A 25,909-nucleotide genomic window follows, 5' to 3' on the forward strand; every position below is an offset into this window, starting at 1 on the left:
GCGTCGACGGCTTCAGGCCGTCGCAGTCGCTTCCGGCAGCGTGACCACCCGGTTGCGGCCCTGTGACTTGGCCTCGTACATCGCGCGGTCGGCACGGTCGATCAAGGCATCGACGGACTCGGGCGGCAGGTAGTCGGTCAGCCCGATCGACACCGTAAAGGTCAGAGCCTGGCCGCCAGGTGTCGTCACGACCGCGGCAGCCACACACTCATGCAGTCGGGCCGCCCCCTGGGCCGCTTCGTGTGCGGTGCTGCGGGGGTAGATGACGAGAAACTCCTCGCCGCCCCAGCGTCCGACGGTGTCGGTGCTGCGCATCGCCGCGCCGGCCTGCTTTGCAAAGGCGCGCAGCACGCTGTCGCCTACCGCGTGGCCATGGGTGTCGTTGATGCGCTTGAAGTGGTCGAGGTCGACCAGCGCCACCGCGAAGGAGTCGCCCGCGCGCTGGCAGGCCATGCGCTGCTGCGCCAGCAGCTCGTTCATGTGGCGTCGGTTGAACAGCCCGGTGAGCTCGTCGCGCGAGGCCAGCTCGGCCAGCGCGCGGGTATTGGCGAGGTTCGCTTCATCGGCTCGGCGCTTCTCCAGCACAAGCGCATCCTTGCGCCGGCTCAGTTCGATCGACAAGCGGTACATGACCACCCCCAGCACGAGGGGATAGCTCAGGAGGAAGGGCACGCACAACAGCACGGTCAGGAAGCTCGTTTCAGGCCGGAACTTCAGCCCCACAGTCAGGAGCGCAACGCCGGCGCCCGCCACATGAGCGACAGCGCCCTTCCCGAGGAACCTGGCGCCGCCTGACGCAATGTTGTTCATCGCGAGTGCGCCGAGGAGCAATACGCTGGGCAGGACGTTGAAGGCCATCGCCACGGCCCAGAAGCCCCCCGCGAACGAGTCCACCAGGAGGTTTCGGCCTTCCGCCGCGAAGGGTGAGACTGAGCGGATGCTGATCTGATACGCGATGTGCGGCCAAGCGCAGCAGTAGGCGATCATGACGACCCAGACCCAGGGTGGCGCGTCCGCCTGGTACAGCCCGGCTCCTGCGCACAGTGCACCGATGCCCAGCCCGACGAAGCGCGGCAGATAGACCCGACGGGCGAGCCCGAAGCCACGCGACGATGTGCCAATGGGAGGCAGGGCGCGTTCAGTCGTGTCCATGGTTTCCCCCGGGGAGACACCCCGGCCCATTCGGTGCGCCGTCCTGCATGAGCAGCCCCTGCCAATGAGTCGCCCGGGCCCGGGCTGACGCGGCCGTTGTTACCTGGCCTGGCGCCTTGTCTCCCCAGGCACGATTCCTGTGCCTCTTGCCTCTTCGCAGGGTTATCGGCGCGCGATGGGCATGCTTGAGTTCGAAGACATGTTCGAAAAGTTGTTGACTTCGATGGTGGCGTACTTGGCTGCCGACGACGGCGACAGAGGCGTCAGCCGCCGAACCACTTGGCGGGCACGGTGACCAGCGACGGGAACAGGACCATCAGGAACATCACCGCCAGTTCGGCCAGCATGAACGGCATCACGCCCTTGGTGACGTCGTCGATCTTCATGCGGCCCACGCCGGCGACCACGTTGAGCACGGTGCCCACCGGCGGCGTGATGAGGCCGATCGAGTTGTTGATGATGAACAGCACGCCGAAGTAGACCGGGTCGATGCCGGCGGCCTTGACCACCGGCATCAGCACCGGCGTCAGGATCAGGATGGTCGGCGTCATGTCCATTGCCGTGCCGACGACCATCACCAGCACCATGATGGCGATCAGCAGCAGCGTCGGGTTGCCCATGAAGGGCTCGAGCAGGCCGATCACCTTGCTCGGCAGGTCGGCCACCGTGATCAGCCACGCCGACACCATCGCCGCGGCGATGAGCAGCATGATCACCGAGGTGGTCTTGGCGGCGGTGACGAAGATGGCGTGAAGCTGCGACAGCTTCAGCTCGCGGTAGACGACGGTCGAGACGAACAGCGCGTAGACCGCGGCGACGACGGCGGCCTCGGTCGGCGTGAACACGCCGGCGCGCAGGCCGACCAGGATGATCACCGGCAGCATCAGCGCCCACGTCGACTGGCGCAACGCAGTCAGCACTTCGGCGCGTGACTTGCGCGGCGGCGGGGTGATCTGCTCGCGCCGGCCCAGCCACCACCAGGTGAACCACAGCGATGCGCCGATCAACAGGCCCGGGAAGATGCCGGCCAGGAACAGCTTGGTGATCGACACGTTGGCCGCGACGCCGAAGATCACGAAGCCGATCGACGGCGGGATGACCGGCCCGATGATCCCCGACGCCGCAATCAGGCCGCCCGAGCGCGCCTTGTCGTGCCCCGCCTTCACCATCATCGGCAGCAGCAGCGCGGTCAGCGCAGCGGCGTCGGCCACCGCGGAGCCTGACAGCGCGGACAGCAGCACCGCCGCCATGATCGCGACATAACCCAGTCCGCCTTTGACGTGGCCGATCACCGCGAGGGCCAGGTCGACGATGCGCCGCGACAGGCCGCCGACGTTCATGATCTCGCCGGCCAGCATGAAGAAGGGAACAGCCAGCAGCGGAAAGCTGTCAGCGCCGTTGACGACGTTCTGCGCCAGGATCTGCGCATCGAACAGGTCGAGGTGCCACATCAGCGCGACGCCGGTCGCGAGCAGCGCAAAGGCGATCGGGATGCCGAGCGCCATCGCGCCGAGCAAGGCGCCGAGGAAGATGGCGACGGTCATGGCGTGCGCTCCTCGCGCGCCAGCTCGGCCTGCAGCGCTTCGAGCTCGCCCTGCTCCTCGGACTCCTTGACCATCACCAGCTCCGCCTCGCTGAGCTGACCCGAGACGGCCCGCCACAGGTCGCGCACGATGATCACCGCGGCGGACACGGCGAACACGATCCCCGAGGCGTAGAAGATGGCGCCCGATGCGCCGGTGACCGGCGCGGCGACGTCCCAGTTGATCTTCGCCTGCTCGAGGCTGCCCTTGAACAGCAGCCACGTGATGAAGAGCATCAACAACTGACCGGCGACGAGGCACAGCTTCTTGCCGAGCACCGGCAGGCGCGACACCAGCATGTCGGTGCCCAGGTGAGCGTGCTCCTTCATCGCGACGATGGCGCCGAGGAACGTGAGCCAGACGAAGAGCCAGCGCGAGACTTCCTCCGACACCGTGATGCCGGAGTTGAAGGCGTAGCGCAACACCACGTTGCCGAACACCAGCACCACCATGACGGCCAGCGCCAGCGCAATGAGCACGCTGAGGGCCTTGCAGTACAGGTCGATGAGGCGTGTCATGGCGGCTCCCTCTCGGATGACGAGCCCGGGCCTACTTGACGGCGCGTGCCTTGGCGAGCTCGGCGAACATCTCCTGCGCCATCGCCGGGTCGAGCTGCTTAACGTACTTGTCGGTCACGGGCTTGAGCTTCTCGCGCAGGCGCTCGCGCTCCTGCGGCGGGAAGCTGGTGAGCGTCATGCCCTTGCTCTTGAGGAATTCGGCGGCCTTGGCATTGACCTCGCGGTTGGCGGCGCGCTGGTAGGGCTGCGTTTCCCTGGCCGCGTCGTTGAGGATCTTGCGTTCGTCCTCGGAGAGCTGGTCCCACACCTTCTTGCTGAACAGCACGACGATGGGATTGAAGGTGTGGCGCGTGTCCGAGGCGTACTTCTGGATCTCGTAGTACTTCGAGGCCTCGACCAGCGAATACGGGTTCTCCTGCCCATCCACCGCCTTCTGCTCCAGCGCGGTGTACACCTCCGGCAGCGGCAGCGGAGACGCGTTGGCGCCCAGCGCGTTGAACATGTCGATCATCACGGGGATCTGCATCGTGCGCAGCTTCAGGCCCTGCAGGTCTTCCATCTTCGCCACGGGCCGCCGGCTGTTGGTCACGTTGCGAAAGCCGTGCTCGAAGTAGGTGAGCCCGACGAGGCCCTTCGCGGGCAGCTGTTCCAGCAGCTTCCTGCCCACGGGTCCGTCGATCACGTGGTCGGCTTCCTTCTCGTTGTTGAACAGGAAGGGCAGGTCGAACAGCGCGAAGTCCTTGATCGCCACCGAGAGCGAGCCGGGCACCACCATCGTCAGGTCCACGGTACCGCCCTGCAGCGAGGAGATGATCGCCGAGTCGCCGCCCAGCACCCCGGCGGGGAAGAGCTTGACCTTCATCTTGCCGCCGCTCTTCTTCTCCACCAGTTCCGCGAAGCGCTGCGCGCCCATGCCCTGCGGATGGTCCTTCTGGTTGACGAAGGCGTACTTGAAGTTGCGCTCCTTGACGTTCTGCGCGTGGACCGCGCTGGCCATCACGAGCGAGGCCGACAGGCCGCACAGGGCCGCCACGATGCGTTCGAGCGATGTCTTCATGAGAGTCTCCTGGGAAGTTCGAGTGCACGTTCGATGGCGGCGCCGACGGCCAGCACGTGACGATCGGCGCCGGTCGGCCCGCAGACGCTGAATCCGACCGGCGCGGACCCGGGTTCGTGGCAGGGCAGCGTCAGCGCGCAGCCGTCGAGAAAGTTGACGACGCCGGCATTGCGAAGCAGCCGCAGGTTCCAGCGCACGTAGTCGTCGTCGCTGCGGCCGGCTTCTTCGATCGAGGGCGCGATGCAGGCGACCGTCGGCATCACCACGGCATCGAACGGGGCGGCGACGCTCGAGAACGCCTCGATGGCCGATGCGCGCAGGCGCAGCAACTCGATGTGATCGGCCGCGCGGATGTCCGCGCCGAGCGCGATGCGCTGGCCGACACGCGGGTCGTAGAGATGCAGTCGATCCAGGTTCCGGCGGTGCACGACGTAGGCTTCGGCGCCGGCGATGCCGCCGCGCTCGAAATAGGCCTGCTGAGCGGCCAGCGGCGGCACCGCTGCCGTGACGAGGCACGCGCCGGCGCGCGACAGCGTGTTCAACGCCGTGTCGAAGGCGCGAGCGACATCGTCGTCCAGGTCCTCCATCGGCCCGCCTTGCGGCACCAGCAGCCGCAAGCCCTTGGCCGGCAGCATCACCAGCGGGCGCGATGCTTCGCCGGCCAGCACGGCGTCGAAGCTTGCGCAGCACTCGACCGAGTTGGCCAGCGGCCCGACCGAATCGAGGCTCCATGACAGCGGAAAGGCGCCCGCCGTCGGCACGCGGCGCGCCGTCGGCTTGAAGCCGACCACGCCGCACAGCGCGGCGGGAATGCGCACCGATCCGCGCGTGTCCGTGCCGAGCGACATCACGCCCATGCCGTCGGCCTGGGCGACGCCGGCGCCCGACGACGATCCGCCCGGCACACGGCCGGTGCCGCGGTCCCACGGGTTGCGCGGCGTGCCGGTGTGCGGATTGAGCCCGACGCCGCCGAACGCGAACTCGACCATGTTGGTGCGGCCGACGATGACGGCGCCGGCGGCACGCAGCCGCGCGACGGCCGCCGCATCGTGCGCCGCCGGCGGCGCATCGGCCAGCAGCGCCGAGCCGGCGCGCGTGACCTGGCCGGCCACGTCGAAGAGATCCTTCACGGACACCGGCAGGCCCTCGATGGGCGAACGGACGATGCCGCTGCGGCGCATCGCGTCCGATGCGTCGGCCGTCGAGCGCGCGAGCTCCGCATGCACCTGCGTGAAAGCCCGCGCGCCTTCGCCGGACGGGTCCGCGATGCGTTCCAGCGCTTGCTCGACGAGCGCGCGCGAGGAGGTTGTTCCTGCGGCGAGTGCGGCCGCGAGCTGCGCTGCTGTGGTCATGCCGCTGTCCATGGGCCTGTTCTCGGCCGCCTAGGCGTGCACCAGTTCGCGCGCCACGCGCCGCACATCCATCTCGTACTCCAGGCCGACGATCGGCGGACGCGCGAACTGCCACGTGAGGCCCGCAGGCGCCGTGCCCCGCTGCACGAGCTCCTGCCACATCAGCGGTCCGATGTCGCGCACCGTGTAGGCCTGCGTCGCCATCGCGTCCTGCCAGGAGAAGCCGAGGGCCTCGAGCCGACGCGTCATTTCCGCCACGACGTAGCTCACCTTCTCGCGCAGGCCGTCCAGACTGGTGTCGCCGCGGCGCACGATGACGTCGCGATAGTTGGGATGGCCTTCGGGGGCTTCGCCGCCGCCGGCGACCACGAAGGTCGGCAGCGCCTCGGCATCCTGCGCCACCGTGTAGGAAAAGGCGTGGAACACCGGCTGCGACGGGGGCTCATGCGCGGGACAGACATTGGTGCGGGCGACCGGGTTGGTGTCGCCGTCGACCAGTTCCCAACGTTCGAGCGTCTCGACGTATTGGCGATTGAACGCGATGAACCCCTCTTCGGAAAACGGCGCCGGCGAGCGCAACTCGCAGCCGCACAGCGCGGTCAGCGGGCGGCCGCGTTGCTTCAGATGCGCGGCGATCGCCTCGAAGCCTTCGGTCAGGTCCGGTGTGCGCTGGAAGCGCACGCGTTCGATCGCGAAACCCGGCTGCGCGGCGACGCCGGCCGAGTACTGGAACACCGCCTTGACGTAGCGGTAGCCGCCGGGTTCGAAATCAACAACGTTCGCCATGAATGAATGCCTCCGTTGGTGCCAACTCTAGTCAGGTTGTCGCACCGAAAGAAGGCGAATGGCGGCATGCGCGTGTTGCCGAAATGCGCACAGACCGGGCGTCTGCAGCGCAGACTGCTCAGCCGTGACGGGCCATTCCCGCCTTGAACGTTTCCAGCAGCTTGCGCGCTGCCGGCGACAGCTGGCGCGACGGCAGCGTGATCAGGCTGATGCTGGTGTGCGCCAGGTCGCGCTCCTGCAGCGGCACGGCGCAGAGCTCGCCGTTGGCAATCTCTCGCAGCGCGGCATATCGCGGCAGGAAGGTCAGCAGCTCGGAGTTGCGCACCACGCCCTTGGCCATCTCCAGGGTGTTCGTCTCGATGATGTGGACCAGCGGCGTCTTGGTCTTCGCGGCGATGCCGTCGATCAACGAGCGGATCTGGAACGTGCGGTCGGGCAGCGCCACGCGCTGGTCGGCAAGCGCCTTGAACGAGACGCTGCGGCGCGACGCGAGCGGGTGGCCTGCAGCCACGATGACGCACAGCGGTTGCTCGAGCCGCGCATGTTCGCGGAACGGATGGCGCGTCGGCAGGCCGAAAGCCAGCGCAAGGTCGACCTCGCCGTCGCGCAGCAGCTCGAGCACGGCGCGCGAGCCGACGACCGATACGATGACCTTGACACCGGGAAAGCGTTTGTCGAAGGTGGCGAGGTAGCGCGAGAGGAAGTAGGTCACCATGCCCTCGACGCTGCCGATCTTGACCTGCCCTGCCTGCAGCCCGGCAATCTGCTGCAGCGATTCGCGCAGCGTCTCGAAGTCGGCCGTGGAACGTTCGGAGTAGGCAAGCAGGAGCTCGCCCGCCGGGGTCAGCGACAGACGGCGGCCCCGGCGGTCGAAGACCGTCGCTTGCAGATCCGCTTCAAGCTTGCTGATCTGGCGGCTGATCGCGCTCGGTGCGATCGACAGATGCTCCGCTGCGCGCCGGATGGAGCCGCTGAGGGCGACTTCGCGGAAGTAGGTCAGGGCGGGGGGGAGCATGTTGCACAAGCATAGGGGCCATTGCCATGCTACCGGTGACGGTTCGACCTACTACGAAGTGACTCCACCGATCGAGACAACCTGGAAATAGGTCGCGCCGGCAATGTCGAGCCGCCGCAATTCCACGTCGACTCTGCCGCCGCCGTAGCTGAGTTCGATCCAGCCGTCCGACGAGTACTTCGCGTTCGCGCAGTGCGCTTCAACGAGGAATGCCAGGGAGCTGGGCTCTACTGTCTCTCCGATGCGAAGGAAGTCCCACGGATCGGTGCTGCATCCCAACCGGCTCGTCACCGGAGGCTGCCAATTGCGTGCGGCGATCAAGAGCACCCAGGCGGCGGCGAAGCACACGGCAAGCACTCGCGACGTGCGGTCGGGAAACGTGGTGCCACCTTCCAGCCATAGGCCGCGATTCGACATGTCGACTCCTCGCGCTGCAGTGTGGACGGATGCAGCATAGTCCGCTTGGCTCGACTCTGCGATGAGGCATTTTGATCTTCGACCCGCTATGCAGTGGTGCCCGCCCCGGCGCCCTTTGAGACCCGCAGCTTCCGCTACCCGTGGCCCGCCGCGCTGGGAGTTCAAGCCCGTGCGCCGGCGCGGCGCAGGACCCGTGCAATCGCGTGCTGCCCGCGCTGCTCTGCGTGGGCCAACGGCGTCACGCCCTGCGCATCAGCCAACTGCAGATTGGCGCCGTGCGCCACCAGCAGCTGGACGATCTCGGTGTGCGCCGCGCCGCCATCGCCCAGGATGATGGCCTCGAGCAGTGCCGTCCAACCCAGGCGGTTGACATGATCGACGTCGATCCGTGTCTTCAGCAGCTCGCGCACGATCTGCACATGACCGTGGTGCGCCGCCGGGATCAAGGCCGTACCGCCATATCGGTTGGTGCTCTTGAGGTCGGCACCTGCGGCCAGCGTCATGCGCAGGATCTCGAGCCGCCCCTCTGCGCCTGCAAAGAGAAAGGGCGAATCCTGAATGTCGTCCTTGGCGTTCACGTCGGCGCCGCGCTCGATCAGCAGACGCGCCGCGTCGATCCGGTTCGCGTGCGTGGCCACGAGCAGGGCGGTGCGGCCGCGTCCGTCACGCCCGTCCACAGGCACCCCTGCATCGAGCAGCCGCTGCAGGGTTGCCGTGTCGCCCTGTCGGGCCGCGGCTGCCAGCATGAGGACATCGGCACACGCCCATGTCGGCCATGCCACGCTGCCGGCCAGCAGTGCGCGGCGCCTCACCGCGGGGCTCCGGCGTCGGTCAGCGCCTCGCCGTAGACCATGCGCGAGATGCCGGCCCAGCCGGCTGCTGCCTCGCACATGCGGCAGGGGCGCGAGGTCGACACCAGCACGCAAGCCGAAAGGTCGCGCGTGCGCAGCCGGCGCGCCGCGTCGCGGATGGCTTCCAGCTCGGCATGCGCGGTGGGGTCCGTGCCGGTGACCACGCGGCTGCGCGCGGCACCGACGATGGTGTCGCCGCGCAACACCACGGCGCCGAAAGGCTGGTCGCCAGCGCGAAGCGCCTCGTCTCGAAGCTCCTCGGCGCGACGCATCGCCACGCGCAGGTGCGTTTCATCGGCGAGCGCGGGCACTGGCAAGGACAGCCAGGGCAAAGCCGCCAGCAGGCTGTATCGGCGGTGAAGGTCCGGTGGGTCATGGCGACGTGGCACGCCGACATTTTGGCCATGACGAGCAGCTGGCACCATGGGGTGAAGGCAGGGGCAGCAGCTTCGAGTGCGTCAGGCTGCTGGACAGCTGCCTGCGCGCAAACGGAGTACGCCGTTGACACAGCAAGACTAGGGATGCCGTGTTAGAGATCGGTTGTATCGCCGCATCCCCGGTGCCATGAGACTTGCTTCGCCCCGTCAATGACTCGAAAGGGTGTCCCCCATGTCCTTGTCATCATGCCGCCGCGGCCTGCCTGGCCGGCGATGGAATGGGCCACCGGTCCACACCCGGCAGTGCCACCGCGTGGCACGGTGAAGGAGCGGTCATGATCGTTCGCGCGCACACCCACCACGCGTGCATTCTCACGACGCTGAACCTGCTTGGCGGCAGGTCCGGCGCCCCGACGCCGCCCAGCACGATCGGGCGCTCGGTCGGACGCAACAGCGCCAACCAGTCGAACGACGTCAAGACCGTGCAACGACTCTTCAATCGCATCGCCGTGGCCGACGGCGGACCTGAGGATCTGCTGGCCGAGGACGGCTTCATCGGGCCGCTCACGCTGGGCACGATCGCGCGCTTTCAGAAGCATCACGGGACCGGGTCCGACGCGCGGATCGATCCGGGCGGACCGACCTTGGCGAAGATGAACGCCGTGGCCGGTGACCGCGACCCGCAGCTCGCGCAGATCTCCGGCAAGGACGTCGACGCGCACGCCTACCACGGCATCGCCGATGGGCTCTTCTCGCTGTTCACAGTGCCGACGCTGCCACTGCGAACGGCGAGGAGCCTGCCGCAGGTGCGCGACACGGCCCGCAAGGCCCTCCGCACCGCCGAGCTGGCTGCCGATCACTTGCGCGGGGGGTTGGGGGGTGCGCGGCCGTGGCGGCTGGCGCAGCTGCACTTCGCGCTCGATCGCGTGCCCCGCGCGAGGGCCCTGACGGCCCTGGCAGATATCCAGGTCACGTTTCGCCGCGTGCTGACGGTGCTGACGTCGCGGCCAGGCGCCACGGGCGGCGACCCGTTCGGTCTCAGCATCTTCGAGATCGATCGGACCGGCACGAGCGCCGTCGCGTACTCACCGGCGCAGGCTGCAGAGCCGCGCCGCCAGGACCCCAACGCCCCGCACGCGGGGCGCGTCTACCTGGGGTCGGCGGCGGCCCGACTCGTGCCCGACCACTTCGAGCACGTCCTGCTGCACGAACTATTGCACTTCATCGACGAAGAGACGACGAAGCGCGTGATCGGCGACCTCGGATACCGGGATCGGGCGTTCCAGTTGCCGCACGAAAAGCGGATGCGCAACGCCGACAACTACGCGTTGTTCGCGTCGCACGCCTTTCTCGGACGGGCGCGGCTGGTGGCGAGCCAGCCCGCGGTGGCACCCCACGTGCCCGACGATCTCTAACGAGGCTCCGCCTCAGACGGCGGGGGGGTGAACCAGCTCCGACGCCGCGTGCGAGGACGCATTGCTCGGCAGCACGGCGCTGCGGCGTTTCGTCGGCATCCCGATCAGTGCATTCCAACGGCCGATTCAACGCTTGGTCCAACGGACCAGGGCGACAGTGACTCCCGCCCGGCCTTCACCCGAGATCCTCTCCGGCGAGCCGGTGCGACCTTCATCAGGAGCTCGTCATGCGCCACGTCTTCCGTTGCATCGCTATCGCGGCGTCCTTCCTTGTTGCCGTGTCCGGCCCGGCGTTCGCACAGCCGCAGCAGACGGTGATCACCGGCCAGCAGCCGGCCCGCCCTCCTCGCGTCGATGTCGAGCGAGCCTGCCCCGCAATCGCCGAGACCCTCAACCGCGAACTCTCGCCGGCGATGCAGATGTTTGGTCGCGAGGGCACTGTGCGGGTCGAGTTCCGCATCGCCGGAGACGCGGTCGAAAGCGTCGCCGCGCGCGGCGGTCCGCACGAGTACCGGCCGTTCGTCCGTCGTGCAATGCGTGCGGTGACCTGCATTCCCGACTCGCTTGGCGATCGCTTCGTCTTCTCGATCCGCTTCGATCCCGAAGCGCCTCCCGAAGCGCCTCAGCGCGTCGCGCGTCTGGTCGGGCGGTGACAAGCACCTGAAGCGATCGGGCGCTTTGACGACGGCGTCGCGGGAACCCGATTGCGAAGTCCTCCGGAATGCGCGCGCCACGATTCATTCAATGACCTGGTCAGCGCGGACCAGCACGCTCTGTGGGAGGGTGAGGCCGAGCGTCTTGGCAACCTTCAGGTTGACAACGAGTTCCAGCTTGGTTGCCTGCTCGAACGGGATGTCGCCCGGCTTCGTGCCCTTGAGAATCTTGTCGATGAAACTCGCCGCGCGCCTGGCCGTTTCCGCGAAGTCGCCCTGGTACGACAGGAGGCCGCCGGCGTCCAGGTAACCGGCGCCGCCCCACACCGACGGCAGCCGGTGCTTAATGCACAACTCGCCAAGCCGCGTGCGGTGCACCCAGAACATGGAGTCGCTGAGCACGGCGACGGCATCCACGCGCTCACGCGCCATCGTCGCGAAGGCGGCGTCGAAGTCGTCCGGCCCGCGCACTTCGAGTACCTTGACCTGAACGGCGAGAAGGCGTTCGACGTTCTGCCTCTGAAGATACGCTTCGACCTGAGCGCGCCCATAGCTGATGGGGTTCGTCAGCACCGCAAAGCGCCGCGCGTCCGGCACGATGTCCTTCATCAACTGCAGGCGCTTTTCGAGAATGCCCTGGAACGCGCCCGACAGCCCGGTGATGTTGCGACCCGGGCGCGCGTGAGTGACCGCGAGCCCCGTCGCGACCGGGTCATCGATCGCCAAGGCGACGACCGGGACTGTGGGGGTCGCGTCCCTGGCGAGGATCGCCGAGGGCGGGCCGAGGGTCACGAGCACGTCGGGAGCGAGCGCGATCAACTCGGCCAGCAGTCCGGGCAGACGTTCCTGCTTGCCCTCGTGCCAGCGGAATTCGATGGTGATGTTTCGGCCCTCGACATAGCCCAGGTCGCGCAGGCCCTGGCGCAAGGGCTCGACCCAGGTGCTCAGAACGACCGGATCGGGCGTGCTGCCGCCGATGAAACCGATTCGCGCCATCTTGCCCGCGGGCTGCGCCATGCCCTCCAGAGGCCGCGCGAGAAGGCCGCCGACGATGACAGTTCGCCTGCGCATGAGACCAACTCCTGTCAACGCACCACGCGGACGCATGCGCGTGCGTGCCATGTGCTCGCGCCCGTCTTCACCGGTTTGCCGTGGCGAGCTTGTCTGCGTGCGGTCTTGGCGCCCCATTCGCGCCTGGCCTGCAGGGGGAAAGTCTACGCTTGAACGAACGTTTCGGGCCGAGCTACGCCTGGTCCGAGGACACCCGAGGCCGCTGCCGCTCCGCCACGCCATCGACGAACCGGCCGAAGGCCTCGAGCAGCGGCGCGGCGTCGAAGGACGGGCCCTCCAGCATCGCCAGCGCCTGCACGGTGGCTTCCAGCGTCGAGACCTGGTCGGCTCGCCGCGCCGCACGTATTGCGCGGTAGCGGGTCGGTGCCGGCGCGTCCAGCGCCAGCCGCGGCAGCGCCGCCAGGGCCGGGTGCCCGAGCAGCATCCGCAGGCTCTTGCGCCACGTCGCGTCGAGGACCACCAGCCGCAGGGGCGCGCCCGCCGTCGTTCCCGGGGCCGGCGGCGCGGGCGCCGCGGGCACGTCCGGGTAGAGCAGCCGCGTGTCCCGCCCGGGGCGCTGCAGCAGTGCCTGCAGCGCGCCGGGCGCGAAGCGCTCACCGACGACCACCTCGCAGTGCGCCAGAGACAGGCGCAGCAGCGCCACGCTGTTCTTGGCCTGGCGCTGTTCCTGCGGGTGCTGCAGCACCAGCACCTGGGTGCGATGGGCGGTCGGGCGCGCCAGCGCGCACAGGCAGGTCGCCTGCGGGCGCTGGCAGCGCGCGCAGGCCGCGCGGCGGAGGGTAGACGGACCGTTCACGCGGGAATGGTCGCACGCGTGTCCGTCCGTCGGCTGCCTTGTGTTGGCGTTGGCCCGTTCACCTTTGAACTAGCGGCAGCGCTCGGCCCGTGCTTCAATATGTCCTCCAGCAGGAGGCCGGATGGAGCGCCGCACGGTCCGGGGAGCAGCAGCCGCCGCGTTCACGGCGCCCGGCGCTGCTGCGAGTGCGCATGGTGCCCAACTGACGAATCGTCGGTCGCTGCTCAAAGCGTCGGCTGCCACCTGGCTGAGCGCCGCCTCGCTGCCCATGGCGAAGGCACAGAACCCAACGAGCCGCGTCACGCTCCTCGGCATTTCGCCTGGGAGCCCAGGTGTCGAGAGGTTTCGATCGAGGCTTGGCGAACTTGGGTGGGTCGAGCATAAGAACCTGGTCCTGGAGACGAGATTCACGCAGGGCGACGGCTCGCGCGTTGCGCCGCTGACAGCAGAGTTGTTGGCACTGCGACCTGACGTCTTCGTCGCAAGCCTCGACACCTTGGCCATTGCGGCCGCCGCTTCCACAGCGACGGTGCCCATCGTGTTCGCGGCAGGAATAGATCCAGTCGCGTACGGCCTCGTCAAATCACTCTCACATCCCGGTCGCAACGTTACGGGCTTCACCGTGGGCGGCATTGAATTGGGGCAGAAGAGCCTGTCACTGCTCAAGGAGGCAGTTCCCGGCTTGAAAGTGGTCGGTGTCCTGGTTGGCATTCGTGACCGCTACAAGGTCGAGTATCTGGAGGAAGCTCGACGGCACCTCGGCTTGGCGCTTGTGCAGTTTGAGCTGAGCCGGCCAGACGACATCGACGAGGCGTTTCAAAGCTTTGCCAAAGCGGGTGCGAACGGCGTCCTGGACTTTTCCAGCACGCCATCGACCTTCGACGTGCGCGACCGGCTCGCCGCGCTTGCTGTCCAGTACCGGCTGCCGATGAGCGTGCTGTCAGGACAAGCCGATGCCGGAGGATTGCTGTCGTACGGGCCGAACATTCCCGACTTGTTCCGACGCGCCGCCGGGCTCGTGGACCGGATTCTGCGTGGCGCGAAGCCGGCGGACATTCCAGTAGAGCAAGCCAATGTGCACGATCTCGTCATCAATCTGCGAACTGCTCGGGCACTTGGAGTGACCGTGCCGCAAAGTGTGCTGCTGCGCGCGACACGCGTGATTGAATGAACCGATTCGGGGATGGCCATCGCGGCGCTGGGGAACGAGATCAGGTACTTCGTCATGGGCAGGACTCCTGGCTGCGGCTTTTCGACTGCGAACACCTGTCGTGAGAGGTTCGCGGATCCTATCCGCGCCGGCCGATCTTCACCGATCGACTGCGGCCGGATAACGTTGGAAACGCTCGGGCACGGACTCTCGCGCCACCCTGGCCATCGAGGATTGCCGCATCACCAGCCGACCGTCCCGCCACTCCCACCGATGCGTCGGCCGCAACGCCGCGATGAACTCCACATCGTGCGACGCGACGATGAGCGCCCCTTCGAAACCTTGCAGCGCACGCTGCAGCACCAGGGTCGTGTCCAGATCGAGGTGATTGGTCGGCTCGTCGAGCAGCAGCAGCCGGGCCGGTTCCTTGCGCCACAGCGCACACGCCAGCGCGGCCTTCAGGCGTTCGCCTGCGCTGAGCAGGCCCATCGGCAGCACCACGCGCGCCGCGTCGAGACGCAGCTGGGCCAGGCGGGTTCTCAGCTCGCTGCCGCGCAGCGGGCAGTCGAGCGTGCGCAGGCATTCGAGCAGCGAGCGGTCGGGCGGCAAAACGTCGCCGCCGTCCTGGTCGAGCACGGCGGTTGGGACCCATGTTGTCGCGCTGCCTTGCTGCGGCGCGAGCGCACCGGCGATCACGCGCAGCAGCGTGCTCTTGCCGCAGCCGTTCGGTCCGGCCACGGCGACACGCACCGGCCCGACAAGCGTCGCTTCGATGATCGCGCCACCGACATGCGGCAGGCGCAGCCCCTGCAGCTGCAGCACCGGCTTGTCGGCCGGCACACGACTGGCGGGCAGTGCCAGAAAGATGGCTGGCGGCTGCTCCGCCCGCACGGCGGCGGCGCGAACGGCAGCGTCCAGCGATTGGCGCTTGTCGGCATCTCGCTGCGCATCGCGTGCGGCAGTGGCTTCGGCGGTTTCGCGAAGGCTGTTGATCGCCACCGCGGGCAGATTGGCCGTGCGTGCGATGCGACGGCCGCGGGCCTGCCGCCGCTGGCGGGCGGCTTGTTCGCGGCGCTGTTTGATGAGCGCTGCGTCGCGCTCCGTGCGGGCACGTTGCAAGGCCACCTGGGCGGCAGATGCATTGCCGTCGCGCTGGACGCGGTACAGCGTGTAATTGCCGCCGTACAGGGCCAGCCCGCGCGGGCTCAGTTCAGCAATGCGGTCGACGCAGCGCAACAGCTGCCGATCGTGGCTCACGATCACCACGGTGCGCTTGGCGTCCTGCAGCCAGCTCAGCAGCCAGTCGCGGGCGTCGGCGTCGAGGTGGTTGCTGGGCTCGTCGAGGATGACGCTGTGAGCGTCGGTCGCCATGGCGCCTGCCAGGGCCACGCGCATGCGCTCACCGCCGCTCAAGTCCGCCATCGCGTCTGCGGGCCGCAAGCCGGGCAGGCCTGCGTCGGCCAGGGCCTGCGCCACGCGGGCGGGCAGGTCCCATTGGCCATCGGCCAGGACCAGATCGTCCGGCGTTGCCAGCCCGGCGGCGACCCGCTCCACCGCTGCGAGCGCCGGGCCGAGGCCCATCGCCTCGCCGACGCTGCGCCGGTCCTGCGGCAGCAGCGGCGGGGCGACGAGGTGGACGCGGCCGCTGCGCACCACCGTGCCGGCTAGCGTGCCGGCCGAGGGCATGCGGCCCGCCAGTATGTGCGTGAGCACGCTCTTGCCCACGCCGTTGCGGCCGACCAGCCCCAAGCGTTCGCGGCCGATGGACAAATGCAGCGGCGCTTGCCACAGCGGCCTGCCGTCGGGCAGATGCCACTGCACGTCGTGCAGATGAAAAGAGGAGAGACCTGGTGACGCAGGGGCAGGCGCAAGCGCCCCGGGCGCGGTGCGGCCCGTCGAGAACGATGACATTGCAAGCTTTCCGTTGGAACGAAGACATGCCACGCCGCAGGAGAGCGTGGAACGGCATTCGGGGAAGGCTTACATCCGCATGGGCATCGTGCTCGGGACAGTGAAGGGGCGCGATCTTAAGCGAGCGAGTTTTGCCGCGTCAACGTGCTGCGATCGTCCCGCGCCCCAAGAAGGCTCCCGCAGAGTAGAGTGCGCCGGGACAAGATCGAGCTGATGGTACGTAGCTTCCGACGCGACCGCCACGTAAGCACTTTCATGAGCACCGCGAACAGGCGTGGCCAGCAGCGCGACATGAACCCGATTGCCACGTCACGGCGCAGGATCGCCGGAGCGCTGGCCGGCGCGGCGTTGGGATGCCTCGCGGCTCGTGTGCCGGCGCAACGCGCGCGGGTGGTCCGGCTCGCCTTCCTGGGCGTGGTCGCGCCGAGTTTCCCGATCACGAAACCCGGCTCACCTTGGGGTGTGTTCTTCCGCGACCTGAGCGCTCGCGGCTGGATCGATGGCCGCAATCTGAAGGTGGAGGTTCGGCGGCTGGCCGGCCCGGACTCGGTCTCGCACCTGGCGGCGGAGGTCGTGGCGAGTCGCCCGGACGTGATCGTGTGCGACACGTCGAGCGCGGTCCTTGCGCTGCGTTCGCTCACGTCGACGATTCCCATCGTGATCCATCTCGTCGGCTTTCCGGTCGAACTGGGGCTGGTGACTTCGCTGGCCCGGCCCGGCGGGAACGTGACCGGGTCGGCCGACTTCATGCTGCCGATGATGGGCAAGTACCTCGAGCTGCTGCGCGAAGTCGTCCCCGGCCTGCGCCGCATCGGGATGCTCTGGGCACCGCACAACCCCAGCGCCGGTCTCATGCACGCCGAGTTCCAACGGCTCGCCACCGAGGCGGGCCTGCAGTTCACGTCACTGCCGGTCGCTCGCCCCGACGACGTGGCGGGCCCGCTGCAGGCGGCGCGCGAGGCGCGGCTGCAGGCACTGTACGTCCACCCGTTCGGCATCCCGAAAGAGGTGTTCGCCTGGGCCATCGAGCACAAGCTGCCGACGCTGGGACAAGCGCACAGAGGCGCGCTGATAGGCTACGGTCCGGACGCCATCGAGCAGTTCGAGACGAGTGCGCGGTACGTGGCCCTGATCCTCGACGGCAAGTCGCCGGCCGACCTTCCGGTGGTGCTGCCGAGGCGCTTCCGCCTTGTCGTCAATCTGCGCACCATGCGCGCAATCGGCATTGAACTGTCCAGGAATTTCAGGATACGCGTGGACGAGTTCCTCGAAGAATAGGGACATCGCCCAGCGCAGTGGTGCGCCACTCCATGGACGCCGGACAGGCCGCAGAATGCGGGGCCGACATACGTGGCCCCGAAAGAGACGGACGCACCCTGGCGGTCGCCTTTCGGGAACGCCCCAGCTATCGCGAATCCCGTCTTGTCAGCGCCGCGCGTGGCTCCTCCAATGCCGGTGAATTTCACCGGAGCCCTGCGACATGATTTCCGTTTCAGCCAACGCCCCGCTGTCCATCCACACGCCCATGGAAGGTGCCGGGCCGACCCACGCCCCTGCCGAGCCGGTGGCGCTGGCGCAGGCGGCGCCGGCGGGCGAGGGGTTCGCGTCTCTGCCCCGGCACGACATGCACCCCGACGTGGTGTTGTACGCCGACAAGAGCCGCGGCGCGGCCCGCGCGCAGCTGACCAAGACCCCGCCGCCGGCACCGCCGCCGCCCAAGGTCTACGACCTGGCGACGGTCTCCCAGGCCGAGATCGATGCGCTGAAGAAGAGCGGCGACCTGAAGCAGAAGCGGCTCGGCTGGACGATCGAGAATGCCAAGGTCGCTTATGGCGACCTGCTGGTGCCGAACGCGCAGGGGCACAAGGCGCACATCGTCGTGACCTCCAGTGACGCCAACGGCGGCCAGCCGGTGCTGGTGATGAAGGGACCGGGCTTCAAAGACACGCTGCCGGCCCGCGTGCACACCCACTACCACGGCGACAACGCCACGGTCGCGGACCCCGTCGGCTCGAAGGCGGGGACCAATTCACGCATGCGCGCGTCGATGGCCCGCGATCCGCAGACCGTGTTCGTCCTGCCCGAGGCCAACAACACGACGCAGGCCACCGACTCGCCGGCGCGCGACAACTCGAACCCCAACGTGAGCTGGGCCGGCATCAAGAGCCAGGTGCAGACCACGCAGGACGGCCTGACCGCGGCCGGGATCACGACTGTCGGCAAGCAGATCGTGTCGGTGCATTCCAAGGGCGGCTCGGCCCTCTCGACACTCCTCGCGCTCGACCCCAGCGGCAAGCTGCTGAAGGCCGATCGGCTCGAGATGTACGACTCGCTCTACGGATCGCAGGGGCCCGTCGCGCGCTGGGCCGCCACGGCCAACGGCAAGGCCGTGCAGGAGGTCATCGTCTACCGCGGCAACCTGGCGCCCTGGCGCGAGGACGGGATCAAGCAGGCCTTCGGCAAGAAGTTCGAAGTGGTGGTGATGCGCGACCAGCCGGCGCTCAACGACCCGAAGAATTCGGCCTATCGCGACAGCGTGAATCCGATCACGCCGGACGCCACGGGCGCGACCCACGACCGCAACCGCGACTACACGGACAAGAAGGGCGTGTACCACGTGCACCGGCCCACCGTTCGGCAGTTCGACGAGGATCCGCACTACCGCACGACGGGGCAGTTCCTGGACACCAAACCCGGGCCTTGAGCGGCTCGGGCCGGTGATCACGCGCCGTCATCACGCGCCGTCGTCACTCACCGTAAAGGCGCAGCCGCCAGCGCATCTGCAGCATGGCCTGCGCGCCCGAGGTGCCGGTCTGCACATCGAACACCTCGCGCGGCGCGACCCATTCGCTCCAACCGGCCTTCGGGTCGGGCCGGCGGGGCATCGGCGGCATGAAGACCTCGTGGCGCTCGCCGCTCGGCAGCTTCAGCCGCGCCACGACGAGCCGGCTGCCGGCGCGGATCAACGGCCCCTGCACGGCGGGCACGATCAGGTGCGCGCCTTCGCGGCGCACCTCGTCCTGCAGCACCAGTGCCACCGGCCGCGTATTCGCCGTGGTGACCTCCACGTCCAGCCATCGGCGCGCGGATTCGCCGGGGGCCGACGCGGCCAGCGCGCGGAACTCCAGCAGCAGGCTGGCCTGCGTGTCGCCGTTGTAGGTGACCGGTACTTCGCGCGATTGCACCCAGGCCCAGCCCACTGCCACGCCCAGCCCCACGAAGACGGCCAGCCCCAGCACGCCCTGTCCGAGCTGCCGCAGCCCTTCACCCGTGGGTGCGCTGCGGGCATACCAGACCAGGCCGCCCACCAGGCCGAGCAGCGCCCCGATGATGCCCAGCCCGATCACGAAGTAGCCCACGGCGCCCTCGCGGTTCGAGGCATTCGTCAAATGGGCCACCAGCGTCGCGCCCGCCGCGAACAGCGCGAAGCCGAGCACCATGCCGCCGAGACCCCACAACAAGCCGAGCATTGCCTTCATGGCCGCCATCGTGCCGCGTTCGACGGGTGCCTGGGGCCGCTGTCGATACGGGCGACACCGATGCGACGAATGAAACGCGGCCGGTGCGGTGCGGCCACGGCGGCCTCACTTGCCGAACGCTTGCAGTGCCTCGTGCCAGTAGCGTTCGATCAGGCGTTCAGCCTTCATCTGCCTGAGCGTTGCGGCCAGGCGCGGGGCGAGCTCGGCGTGCTTGCGGTTAACGTGCAGGTAGAGCGGCACCGGGTCGCCGACATTGATCAACTTGCGCAGGGGTGCCGTCGCTCTGGCCTCCGGTGCCGCTGGCGGGGCTGACAACACCACCAGGTCGAAACCGCACAAGAAATCGGCGCGTCCGGTGGCGACCATGCTGACGGCTTGCTCGGTGATTTGCACGTCGATCAAGCGATCGGCCGCCAGCAGGGGGATCAGCGTCCGCTCGCACTCGACGGCTCCGCGCGCATAGACCCCGCGCCAACGGGTTGCCGGCAAGTCCTGCAGCCGCGCGAGCGTCAGCGCCGGGTGGGTGGCGTACAAAGCAAACACCGCGTTCCAAACCGGTTCGTCGACGCGGATCACGTCGGCGAGGCCGGAGGCGTAGTCGGGTCCGCGCACTGTTTCACCATCGAGCTCACCCTGCGACAGCAGCACGCCCAGCCGCATGACGGGGTGGACTTCGAAGCGCACCGGGATGCCGAGGCGTCGGAAGGCCTCGCCATAGATCTTTCGCACCCACTGACCGGCGGCCGTGTCTTCGGGTCGGGTCGTGCCCATGACGAACGGTGCCGGGGCCGCAGTCCACGCTTCGCGCGGACTCGCGGCCATCAAGGGCAGCATGCCGGCGCACAACAGGGTCCGGCGACGCCAGCCCGAATTCGACTGTTTGCCCAGCCCTTGGACTACCATTGCTCCGCCCCTGCTGGAAGCGCTGCCGCTCTCCGTGCCGGCGACGCGTTCGATGAGTATAGGCATGCACCTCGACGTCAGGACAAGCAGCGAAAGCCCAGCGCCCGATGAGCCTCAAGCCCCGCGCTGCCGCCGCTGAGTCGCCGGTATCGTGGCTGGCGCATCTCGCTGCGCGCCTGCCCGCGCGCCTGCGCGAGCGCCGCCTGGGGCCGCGGCTGCTGACCGCCATCGTTCTGGCCAGCACCTGCCTCGCGCTGGTCGCCACGGCCATCCAGCTGTACCTCGACTATTCGCGCGAGCTGACTGAGATCGATGCCGAATTCCGGCAGATCGAGAGCTCCTACTTGGGTAGCCTGGCCAGCAGCCTGTGGTCCTTCGATCGGACGCAGACGCAGCTGCAGATCGAGGGGCTGCTGAAGCTGCGCGACGTGCAGTTCGCCGCGGTGCGCGGCGAGACCGGCGAGCAGTTCCAGGCGGGCCGCAAGTCCGACGAACGCAGCGTGGTGCGCGAGTTCGAGCTGCGCTCGCCGAAGCCACCGCATCAGGCGCTGGGCAGCCTGACGGTCGCGATCGGGTTGCAGGGCGTCTATGGTCGGCTCTTCGATCGCACGCTGGTGATCCTGACGACTCAGGCCACCAAGACCTTCTTCATTGCGCTATTGATCCTGTTCATCGTCAGCCGCTGGGTCACCCGCCACCTGGAACACATGGCCCGGCACGCACGGGGCATGAGCGTCGAACGCCTGTCGCAGCCGCTCGCCTTGCCGCGCCGCCCCGGGGACGAGCCCGACGAGCTGGACGAGGTGGCGACGGCCTTGAACGAGATGAGCCGCAGCTTGTCTGCCGAGCTCAGCCGGCGGGCCCAAGCGGATCAGGAGCTCAAGCAGCACCGCGACCAACTGGTCGAAGCCGTTGCCGACCTTCGCGTTGCGGAGGAGAAGTACCGCAGCATCTTCGAGAACGCCATCGAGGGCATCTTCCAGTCGACTCCGGCGGGTCGCATCCTCACCGGCAACCCGGCCATGGCCCGCATGCTCGGTTATGCCGAGCCTGCCGAATTGCTGACGATTGACGCAACCGATCTCTACGTGAGCGCCGACGATCGGCAGCGCTGGCGGACCGCGATGGAGCGCGAAGGCAGCGTGCGCGACTTCCCGCTGCAGTTGCGCAGGCGTGACGGCCAGGTGCGGTGGGTCAGCAACAGCAGCCGCGTCGTGCGTGGCGCCGACGGCCAGGCGCTGTATTACGAAGGAACGCTGGAAGACGTCACCGAGCGCAGGCAGGCCGAGGCCAATGCCGAGCGCCTGATTCGCGAGGAAGCGGCCCGCCAGCAAGCCGAAGCGGCGCGCGACGAGATGGCGCGCCTGGGCGAAATGGTCGGACTGATGCAGGCCTGCGCGACGCTCGACGAGTTGCGGGCCGTTATCGCGCAGCAGCTGCCGAGGTTGTTCGAAGGCGACGACGGGGCGCTGTACCTGTTCGAGCCCCAACAACGCTTCGTGGCGATCGCCGCGGCCTGGGGCATGGCGCCGTCGTTTGCCGACAGCCTGACGGCCGATGATTGCTGGGCCTTGCGCCGCGGCCGGCCGCATCTCGTCGAGCACGGCCCGGATGGGCTGCGCTGCCGGCATGTCGACCGTGCACTCTCGAACTACGCTTGCTTGCCGCTGATCGCCCAGGGCGAAGCGCTGGGGTTCCTGCACCTGCGCTGCAACGCGGGGCGCCCGATTGCGCAGCGGCGGCCTTATCTGCAGACCGTCGCGGAAAACCTCGCGCTGGGTTTCGCCAATGTCAAGCTGCGCGAAGCGCTGCGGCACGAAGCCATTCGCGATCCGCTGACGGGCCTCTACAACCGGCGCTTCATGAACGAAACCCTGGAGCGCGCCTGCCACAGCGCGACGCGCACTGGCCGCCCGCTGGCGCTGTTGCTGATCGATATCGACCACTTCAAGCGCCTCAACGACAGCTTCGGGCACGACGTCGGTGACCGGGTGCTGCGCGAGGTGGCGAAGTCGATCGCTGCGCGCATCCGCAGCTCCGACCTGGCTTGCCGTTTCGGCGGCGAGGAATTCCTCGTCATTCTTCCGGACACAGCGCTCGAGGCCGCGCGCGCGGTGGCCGAAGTGCTCTGCAAGGGCGTGCGCGAGCTCGCCTTGAGCGACAGCTCGCGCGCCATCGGCCAGGTGACGATCTCGCTGGGGGTCGCTTCGTTTCCGCAGCACGGCAGCGATCGCGCGGTGCTGACGCGGGCTGCGGATGCGGCGCTGTACCAGGCCAAGGGCCAGGGTCGCGACCGTGTCGTGGTCGCGACTGCAGTGTCATGAGTGATTCGGCTCCGACCGGGCCGCGCGCTGCACTGATCGACAACGAGATCCGGGCGCTGCAGCGCAGCGGCCGCTTCGCTCAGCCCGGGGACCGGTAGTCCGGTCTCAGGGTCTCAGAAAACGATGCGGGAGAGCTGCTGCGGGCCCGGGTTGCGCATGGCGTACAGCCGGGCCAGTTCCGCAGACACGGCGTCGCGCTCCGCGTCGCCGATGCGATCGACCGCGCGTTGCAGCTGCTCGCCTTCGCTGGCCTCGTACAAGGACAGCAGCATCGCGTTCAGCGAGGCGTCGTGGAAGGAGCGCTCGAGCGGGCTGTGCCGGGTCGGAAAAGGAATCACCATGCCGCCATGCTAGGCAGGCGGCCGCGAGCCGGAACGGGAAAATTGCCAACGAAAGCCCCGCTGTTCGAGGCTTGACTCGGGGGGACTTCAGGCGTCCGGCGAACCGGGACGCGCCAGCTTCAGCGCGCCTTTTCCAGCCGCTCGTCGAGATCGGCCGTCGCCAGCTGATCGCGCCACCATTCGGCAAAGCGCACGTACGCCGGCTGGTTGGAGGCTTCGCGCTGGCTGCGTGATGCGGCGGCCTCGTCGGGCAGCGGCAGGTTCAATCGGAAAGCCGGGAACAGCTTGGCCAGTCGGTCGGTCGCCCACTCGCGGCGGCCGTAGCTCATCTGCGGATCGTGCGCGGTGGCGAACAGGAGCGTTACCGATTCGCGCGTGTACACCACCTTCAGCGGCACGTGGTTCGATTCGCTGTCCTTGTGCGTGACATAGGCGTCGTAGTCGCCGGCCCGCAGGAAGAGGCGCATGTTCGCGTCGGCCTTGAAGCTGAGCGTGCCCTTGGGCGGGATCGTCGTCGGCTTCGGCACCGGCACTTCGATCGCGTATTCGTCGACGCTGCCGAGCGTGGTCGTGGTGACCTTGCCCATCGTGAAGCTCAGGTCCTCGCGCGTCTTCTGGTCGACGAGGTGGAACTCGATGTCCAGCGATTGCGCGGGATCGTCGATCACCAGGCCGCTGCTGCCGGGGTTGCTCAGCGTGACCTCCAGCGGCAGCGGCTTGCCCAGCGCGGTGAGGGCGGCGGCTTGAAGGGTGATCTGCATGGTGCGGTGTCCTCGTGGGGCCTTGGGCGCCGGGCTGGCCCGGCGCGGGGCCGATGCTTCGATCGGCGTGGGCGTCTGCGTCGCGGCGGGCGCCACCGCGCAGCCGGCCGCCGCGGCCAGGCCGGCTGCCAGCCAGGTGCGCCAGGTCACGGATTGATGCCGCGCAGAATCTTCTTCTCGCGGTCGGTGAAGGTGGTTCCGCCCGACGTGGTGTAGTACATGATGCCGGCGTTCGAAGCGGAATGGTCCAGCGACGGGCCGAACACGTCGCGCTTGAAGAACGACTTGGTGGCATGGCCGGCCTCGTGCCGCACCACCTGCTTCACGGTGGCCGCCGAGTTGCCCAGCGGCACGGTGACGCGGCCACTGCCGTGGCTCAGGCCGCCCCAGTTGATCCACAGCGCGTCGGGGTCCTTGCCGGTGTAGTAGTGGCCGCCGCCGCTCTTCGGGAAGACGTCCACCGTCAGCCAGGCCGGGGTCGAGGCGCCGCCCAGCTTCCACTCATTGGTCGCGTGGTCGCCGCCGGCACTCGAGTACTTCGGGTGATAGTACTGAATCGCCACCAGCGCGTTGGCGGGAATCGCCGCATCGCTCACCCACTTCGGCATCGCGGCATGGAAGGCGCTGTCGATGCGCGTGGCCCAGGCCTGGGCCTTGGCCTTGATCGCGGCCCGCGCTACATCGCGCTTGGCCACCAGCGCCGCATCGGCGCCGGCGTAGTTGGCATCGGCGATTTCGGTCGCGCTGGGCGTTTCGGCCGCCGTCTTGGCCTGCATCGTCGCCCACGAGGTCTGCGGCGTGCCGGTGCTCTCCCAAAGCCCGATGTACTTGACGCTCTTGTCGGCGGCGATGCCGGTCGCCGCGCCGGCGGTGTAGCGCACGAAAGCCGGGTCGAACACCGGCGAGATGGTCCCCGTCGAGCCGTTGGTCGAGACATGCGTCAGGCCGACCATCTCGTGGATGTTGGCGAAGTCGACGAAACGCCACACGGTGTGGGTGTCGCCCTCCTTGGACAGCAGCACCGTCCCGCCGGAGTCCTTCACCTCGGCCTTGAGCTTGAAGTCGTCACCGCCCACGCCGGAGGGCTTGAACCCGACCTTGGCCTTGCCCAGGTCCGCGCCATCGGCCACGTCGGTCAGCACGATGCTGGTCAACTTGTAGCTGTCGACGCTGGTCGACGTGGTGGCCCCCAGCGCGGCCCAGTGCAGGGCATCGGCATCGGCCTTCTTGCCCAGGCATTTCGGGTCGGCGTACTTGAACGAATCGGCCTTGGTGGTGTTGTCGGCCGGTGGGTCGGTGAAGCTGAAGTCCACGCGCACCGGCACCTTGGTCAGCACGGCGCTGCCATCGATCTTCTTGAGCTTGACGGTGGCGATCGTCTCGAAGCGGCGCTCGATGTCGTTCATGAAGAGCTTCTTGTCGGCCGCATCCTTGAGCTCGAGCGCGATCTCGGCGACCTCGATCTTGAACGTGGCCTCCTGCGTCTCGGGCGACCCGCCCGGCAGCGTGATGCGCAGCTTGTAGGGCGAGAAATGCGGCGACAGCCAGTCGCCCGGATAGTCCGATCCGCCGTTGTGGCCGGAGATCTTGCCGTCCCACTCGAGCTTGTGGTCGCCGTGCTTGTACTCGGCCTTGCTCAGGCTGCGCGTCCACAGCGGCTTGCTCTCGTCCATCACGCCCTTGACCGTGTGGAACAGCTCCAGCTTGCACGACGACGCAGCGACCTCGGCGTCGTCGATGGTGTAGGTGCCGACCTTCTCGATGCTGGGCGCAAAGCGCGGCGGCATCGTCAGTGCGGTGACACCGTACTTCGGCTTCTTCTTCGGCGGCGTGTCCGACGGGCCGGACGGTTTGGGTTTCGGGTCCGGCGTCGGATCGCCGCCGCCCTTGGCGCCGCCGCCGCCGCTGGAGCCGGGCTGGCGCTTGTCGGCGCGCAGCGGCAGTGGGGTGTCCTTCTTGCGCAGGTCCGGGCCGGTGGGGCCGGGGCGCGGCATCGC

At 68.3% G+C, this 25,909-nt stretch carries 24 protein-coding genes; 6 read left to right on the forward strand and 18 right to left on the reverse strand.

The window, feature by feature from the left end:
* Positions 1-12: 12 nt before the first annotated feature.
* From HLB44_RS02200 to HLB44_RS02245, 10 genes are all read right to left on the reverse strand, one after another.
* Positions 13-1,152 (reverse strand): diguanylate cyclase, encoded by a 1,140-nt coding sequence (locus HLB44_RS02200; protein ID WP_173120141.1) that lies wholly within the window; start codon positions 1,150-1,152, stop codon positions 13-15.
* A 263-nt stretch (positions 1,153-1,415) separates the two neighbouring features.
* On the reverse strand, positions 1,416-2,696 hold the full coding sequence (locus tag HLB44_RS02205) for a TRAP transporter large permease subunit (RefSeq protein ID WP_173120143.1): 1,281 nt from the start codon (positions 2,694-2,696) through the stop codon (positions 1,416-1,418).
* Positions 2,693-3,253: a TRAP transporter small permease gene (locus HLB44_RS02210; RefSeq protein WP_173120145.1), complete on the reverse strand. Its 561-nt coding sequence runs from the start codon at positions 3,251-3,253 to the stop codon at positions 2,693-2,695. The genes HLB44_RS02205 and HLB44_RS02210 overlap by 4 nt, the downstream gene beginning before the upstream one ends.
* A 31-nt stretch (positions 3,254-3,284) precedes the next feature.
* On the reverse strand, positions 3,285-4,310 hold the full coding sequence (locus tag HLB44_RS02215; protein ID WP_173120147.1) for a TRAP transporter substrate-binding protein: 1,026 nt from the start codon (positions 4,308-4,310) through the stop codon (positions 3,285-3,287).
* The gene (locus HLB44_RS02220) at positions 4,307-5,662 is read right to left on the reverse strand and encodes an amidase (RefSeq protein ID WP_173120149.1); all 1,356 of its coding nucleotides are present in this window, start codon (positions 5,660-5,662) and stop codon (positions 4,307-4,309) included. Before HLB44_RS02220 ends, HLB44_RS02215 begins: the two co-directional genes overlap by 4 nt.
* Positions 5,663-5,692: 30 nt before the next feature.
* Positions 5,693-6,448, reverse strand: a complete 756-nt coding sequence (gene cnbZ, locus HLB44_RS02225) for a 2-amino-5-chloromuconate deaminase CnbZ (RefSeq protein WP_173120151.1) — start codon at positions 6,446-6,448, stop codon at positions 5,693-5,695.
* 118 nt (positions 6,449-6,566) lie between these two features.
* Positions 6,567-7,463: a LysR family transcriptional regulator gene (locus tag HLB44_RS02230; RefSeq protein ID WP_173120153.1), complete on the reverse strand. Its 897-nt coding sequence runs from the start codon at positions 7,461-7,463 to the stop codon at positions 6,567-6,569.
* Positions 7,464-7,514: 51 nt separating this feature from the next.
* The gene (locus HLB44_RS02235; RefSeq protein WP_173120155.1) at positions 7,515-7,880 is read right to left on the reverse strand and encodes a hypothetical protein; all 366 of its coding nucleotides are present in this window, start codon (positions 7,878-7,880) and stop codon (positions 7,515-7,517) included.
* A gap of 161 nt (positions 7,881-8,041) precedes the next feature.
* Entirely contained in the window at positions 8,042-8,626 is a 585-nt protein-coding gene (locus HLB44_RS02240; protein ID WP_173120157.1) for an ankyrin repeat domain-containing protein, read from the reverse strand.
* Positions 8,627-8,688: 62 nt separating this feature from the next.
* Positions 8,689-9,156 (reverse strand): nucleoside deaminase, encoded by a 468-nt coding sequence (locus tag HLB44_RS02245; RefSeq protein WP_173120159.1) that lies wholly within the window; start codon positions 9,154-9,156, stop codon positions 8,689-8,691.
* 287 nt (positions 9,157-9,443) lie between these two features.
* Between HLB44_RS02245 and HLB44_RS02250 the strand changes: the two genes are divergently transcribed.
* Together HLB44_RS02250 and HLB44_RS02255 are read left to right on the forward strand one after the other, a co-directional pair.
* Entirely contained in the window at positions 9,444-10,523 is a 1,080-nt protein-coding gene (locus HLB44_RS02250) for a M35 family metalloendopeptidase (RefSeq protein WP_173120161.1), read from the forward strand.
* A gap of 227 nt (positions 10,524-10,750) precedes the next feature.
* On the forward strand, positions 10,751-11,176 hold the full coding sequence (locus HLB44_RS02255) for a hypothetical protein (RefSeq protein ID WP_173120163.1): 426 nt from the start codon (positions 10,751-10,753) through the stop codon (positions 11,174-11,176).
* Positions 11,177-11,260: 84 nt separating this feature from the next.
* Here the strand turns inward: HLB44_RS02255 and HLB44_RS02260 are convergent, their stop codons facing one another.
* Entirely contained in the window at positions 11,261-12,247 is a 987-nt protein-coding gene (locus HLB44_RS02260) for an ABC transporter substrate-binding protein (protein WP_173120165.1), read from the reverse strand.
* Positions 12,248-12,419: 172 nt separating this feature from the next.
* Positions 12,420-13,043 (reverse strand): DTW domain-containing protein, encoded by a 624-nt coding sequence (locus HLB44_RS02265; RefSeq protein ID WP_173120167.1) that lies wholly within the window; start codon positions 13,041-13,043, stop codon positions 12,420-12,422.
* A 121-nt stretch (positions 13,044-13,164) separates the two neighbouring features.
* Between HLB44_RS02265 and HLB44_RS02270 the strand changes: the two genes are divergently transcribed.
* A complete protein-coding gene (locus HLB44_RS02270; RefSeq protein ID WP_173120169.1) occupies positions 13,165-14,214 on the forward strand; it encodes an ABC transporter substrate-binding protein in 1,050 nt (349 codons plus the stop codon).
* 138 nt (positions 14,215-14,352) lie between these two features.
* Here HLB44_RS02270 and HLB44_RS02275 read toward each other — a convergent pair whose 3' ends face one another.
* Complete coding sequence (locus HLB44_RS02275; protein ID WP_173120171.1) at positions 14,353-16,014, reverse strand: ATP-binding cassette domain-containing protein; 1,662 nt, start codon at positions 16,012-16,014, stop codon at positions 14,353-14,355.
* Positions 16,015-16,359: 345 nt separating this feature from the next.
* Between HLB44_RS02275 and HLB44_RS02280 the strand changes: the two genes are divergently transcribed.
* Both HLB44_RS02280 and HLB44_RS02285 read left to right on the forward strand, forming a co-directional pair.
* The gene (locus tag HLB44_RS02280; protein ID WP_173120173.1) at positions 16,360-17,382 is read left to right on the forward strand and encodes an ABC transporter substrate-binding protein; all 1,023 of its coding nucleotides are present in this window, start codon (positions 16,360-16,362) and stop codon (positions 17,380-17,382) included.
* 202 nt (positions 17,383-17,584) lie between these two features.
* Positions 17,585-18,808 (forward strand): hypothetical protein, encoded by a 1,224-nt coding sequence (locus HLB44_RS02285; protein ID WP_173120175.1) that lies wholly within the window; start codon positions 17,585-17,587, stop codon positions 18,806-18,808.
* Positions 18,809-18,851: 43 nt separating this feature from the next.
* On the opposite strand, the gene HLB44_RS02290 is transcribed toward HLB44_RS02285, so the two are convergent.
* Positions 18,852-19,583, reverse strand: coding sequence for a hypothetical protein (locus tag HLB44_RS02290; protein WP_173120177.1), 732 nt, complete (start codon positions 19,581-19,583; stop codon positions 18,852-18,854).
* A gap of 105 nt (positions 19,584-19,688) precedes the next feature.
* Entirely contained in the window at positions 19,689-20,417 is a 729-nt protein-coding gene (locus HLB44_RS02295) for a hypothetical protein (RefSeq protein WP_173120179.1), read from the reverse strand.
* 176 nt (positions 20,418-20,593) lie between these two features.
* Here HLB44_RS02295 and HLB44_RS02300 point away from each other — a divergent pair, with 176 nt between their 5' ends.
* Entirely contained in the window at positions 20,594-22,810 is a 2,217-nt protein-coding gene (locus HLB44_RS02300; protein WP_173120181.1) for a diguanylate cyclase, read from the forward strand.
* Between the two features lie 113 nt (positions 22,811-22,923).
* On the opposite strand, the gene HLB44_RS02305 is transcribed toward HLB44_RS02300, so the two are convergent.
* From HLB44_RS02305 to HLB44_RS02315, 3 genes are all read right to left on the reverse strand, one after another.
* On the reverse strand, positions 22,924-23,151 hold the full coding sequence (locus HLB44_RS02305; protein WP_173120183.1) for a hypothetical protein: 228 nt from the start codon (positions 23,149-23,151) through the stop codon (positions 22,924-22,926).
* Positions 23,152-23,270: 119 nt separating this feature from the next.
* A complete protein-coding gene (locus HLB44_RS02310) occupies positions 23,271-24,062 on the reverse strand; it encodes a hypothetical protein (protein WP_173120185.1) in 792 nt (263 codons plus the stop codon).
* Positions 24,059-25,906, reverse strand: a complete 1,848-nt coding sequence (locus tag HLB44_RS02315) for a hypothetical protein (RefSeq protein ID WP_173120187.1) — start codon at positions 25,904-25,906, stop codon at positions 24,059-24,061. The genes HLB44_RS02310 and HLB44_RS02315 overlap by 4 nt, the downstream gene beginning before the upstream one ends.
* Between the last annotated feature and the right edge of the window lie 3 nt (positions 25,907-25,909).

It is taken from the genome of Pseudaquabacterium terrae, assembly GCF_013266755.1.
Taxonomy (GTDB): Bacteria; Pseudomonadota; Gammaproteobacteria; order Burkholderiales; family Burkholderiaceae_C; genus Pseudaquabacterium; species Pseudaquabacterium terrae.

Coding starts and splice junctions, on each gene's coding strand:
- HLB44_RS02200 (WP_173120141.1), bottom strand. CDS start 1,152: ATGGACACGACTGAACGCGCCCTGCCTCCCATTGGCACATCGTCGCGT.
- HLB44_RS02205 (WP_173120143.1), bottom strand. CDS start 2,696: ATGACCGTCGCCATCTTCCTCGGCGCCTTGCTCGGCGCGATGGCGCTC.
- HLB44_RS02210 (WP_173120145.1), bottom strand. CDS start 3,253: ATGACACGCCTCATCGACCTGTACTGCAAGGCCCTCAGCGTGCTCATT.
- HLB44_RS02215 (WP_173120147.1), bottom strand. CDS start 4,310: ATGAAGACATCGCTCGAACGCATCGTGGCGGCCCTGTGCGGCCTGTCG.
- HLB44_RS02220 (WP_173120149.1), bottom strand. CDS start 5,662: ATGACCACAGCAGCGCAGCTCGCGGCCGCACTCGCCGCAGGAACAACC.
- cnbZ (WP_173120151.1), bottom strand. CDS start 6,448: ATGGCGAACGTTGTTGATTTCGAACCCGGCGGCTACCGCTACGTCAAG.
- HLB44_RS02230 (WP_173120153.1), bottom strand. CDS start 7,463: ATGCTCCCCCCCGCCCTGACCTACTTCCGCGAAGTCGCCCTCAGCGGC.
- HLB44_RS02235 (WP_173120155.1), bottom strand. CDS start 7,880: ATGTCGAATCGCGGCCTATGGCTGGAAGGTGGCACCACGTTTCCCGAC.
- HLB44_RS02240 (WP_173120157.1), bottom strand. CDS start 8,626: ATGCTGGCAGCCGCGGCCCGACAGGGCGACACGGCAACCCTGCAGCGG.
- HLB44_RS02245 (WP_173120159.1), bottom strand. CDS start 9,156: ATGGTGCCAGCTGCTCGTCATGGCCAAAATGTCGGCGTGCCACGTCGC.
- HLB44_RS02250 (WP_173120161.1), top strand. CDS start 9,444: ATGATCGTTCGCGCGCACACCCACCACGCGTGCATTCTCACGACGCTG.
- HLB44_RS02255 (WP_173120163.1), top strand. CDS start 10,751: ATGCGCCACGTCTTCCGTTGCATCGCTATCGCGGCGTCCTTCCTTGTT.
- HLB44_RS02260 (WP_173120165.1), bottom strand. CDS start 12,247: ATGCGCAGGCGAACTGTCATCGTCGGCGGCCTTCTCGCGCGGCCTCTG.
- HLB44_RS02270 (WP_173120169.1), top strand. CDS start 13,165: ATGGAGCGCCGCACGGTCCGGGGAGCAGCAGCCGCCGCGTTCACGGCG.
- HLB44_RS02280 (WP_173120173.1), top strand. CDS start 16,360: ATGAGCACCGCGAACAGGCGTGGCCAGCAGCGCGACATGAACCCGATT.
- HLB44_RS02285 (WP_173120175.1), top strand. CDS start 17,585: ATGATTTCCGTTTCAGCCAACGCCCCGCTGTCCATCCACACGCCCATG.
- HLB44_RS02290 (WP_173120177.1), bottom strand. CDS start 19,583: ATGAAGGCAATGCTCGGCTTGTTGTGGGGTCTCGGCGGCATGGTGCTC.
- HLB44_RS02295 (WP_173120179.1), bottom strand. CDS start 20,417: ATGCTGCCCTTGATGGCCGCGAGTCCGCGCGAAGCGTGGACTGCGGCC.
- HLB44_RS02300 (WP_173120181.1), top strand. CDS start 20,594: ATGAGCCTCAAGCCCCGCGCTGCCGCCGCTGAGTCGCCGGTATCGTGG.
- HLB44_RS02305 (WP_173120183.1), bottom strand. CDS start 23,151: ATGGTGATTCCTTTTCCGACCCGGCACAGCCCGCTCGAGCGCTCCTTC.
- HLB44_RS02315 (WP_173120187.1), bottom strand. CDS start 25,906: ATGCCGCGCCCCGGCCCCACCGGCCCGGACCTGCGCAAGAAGGACACC.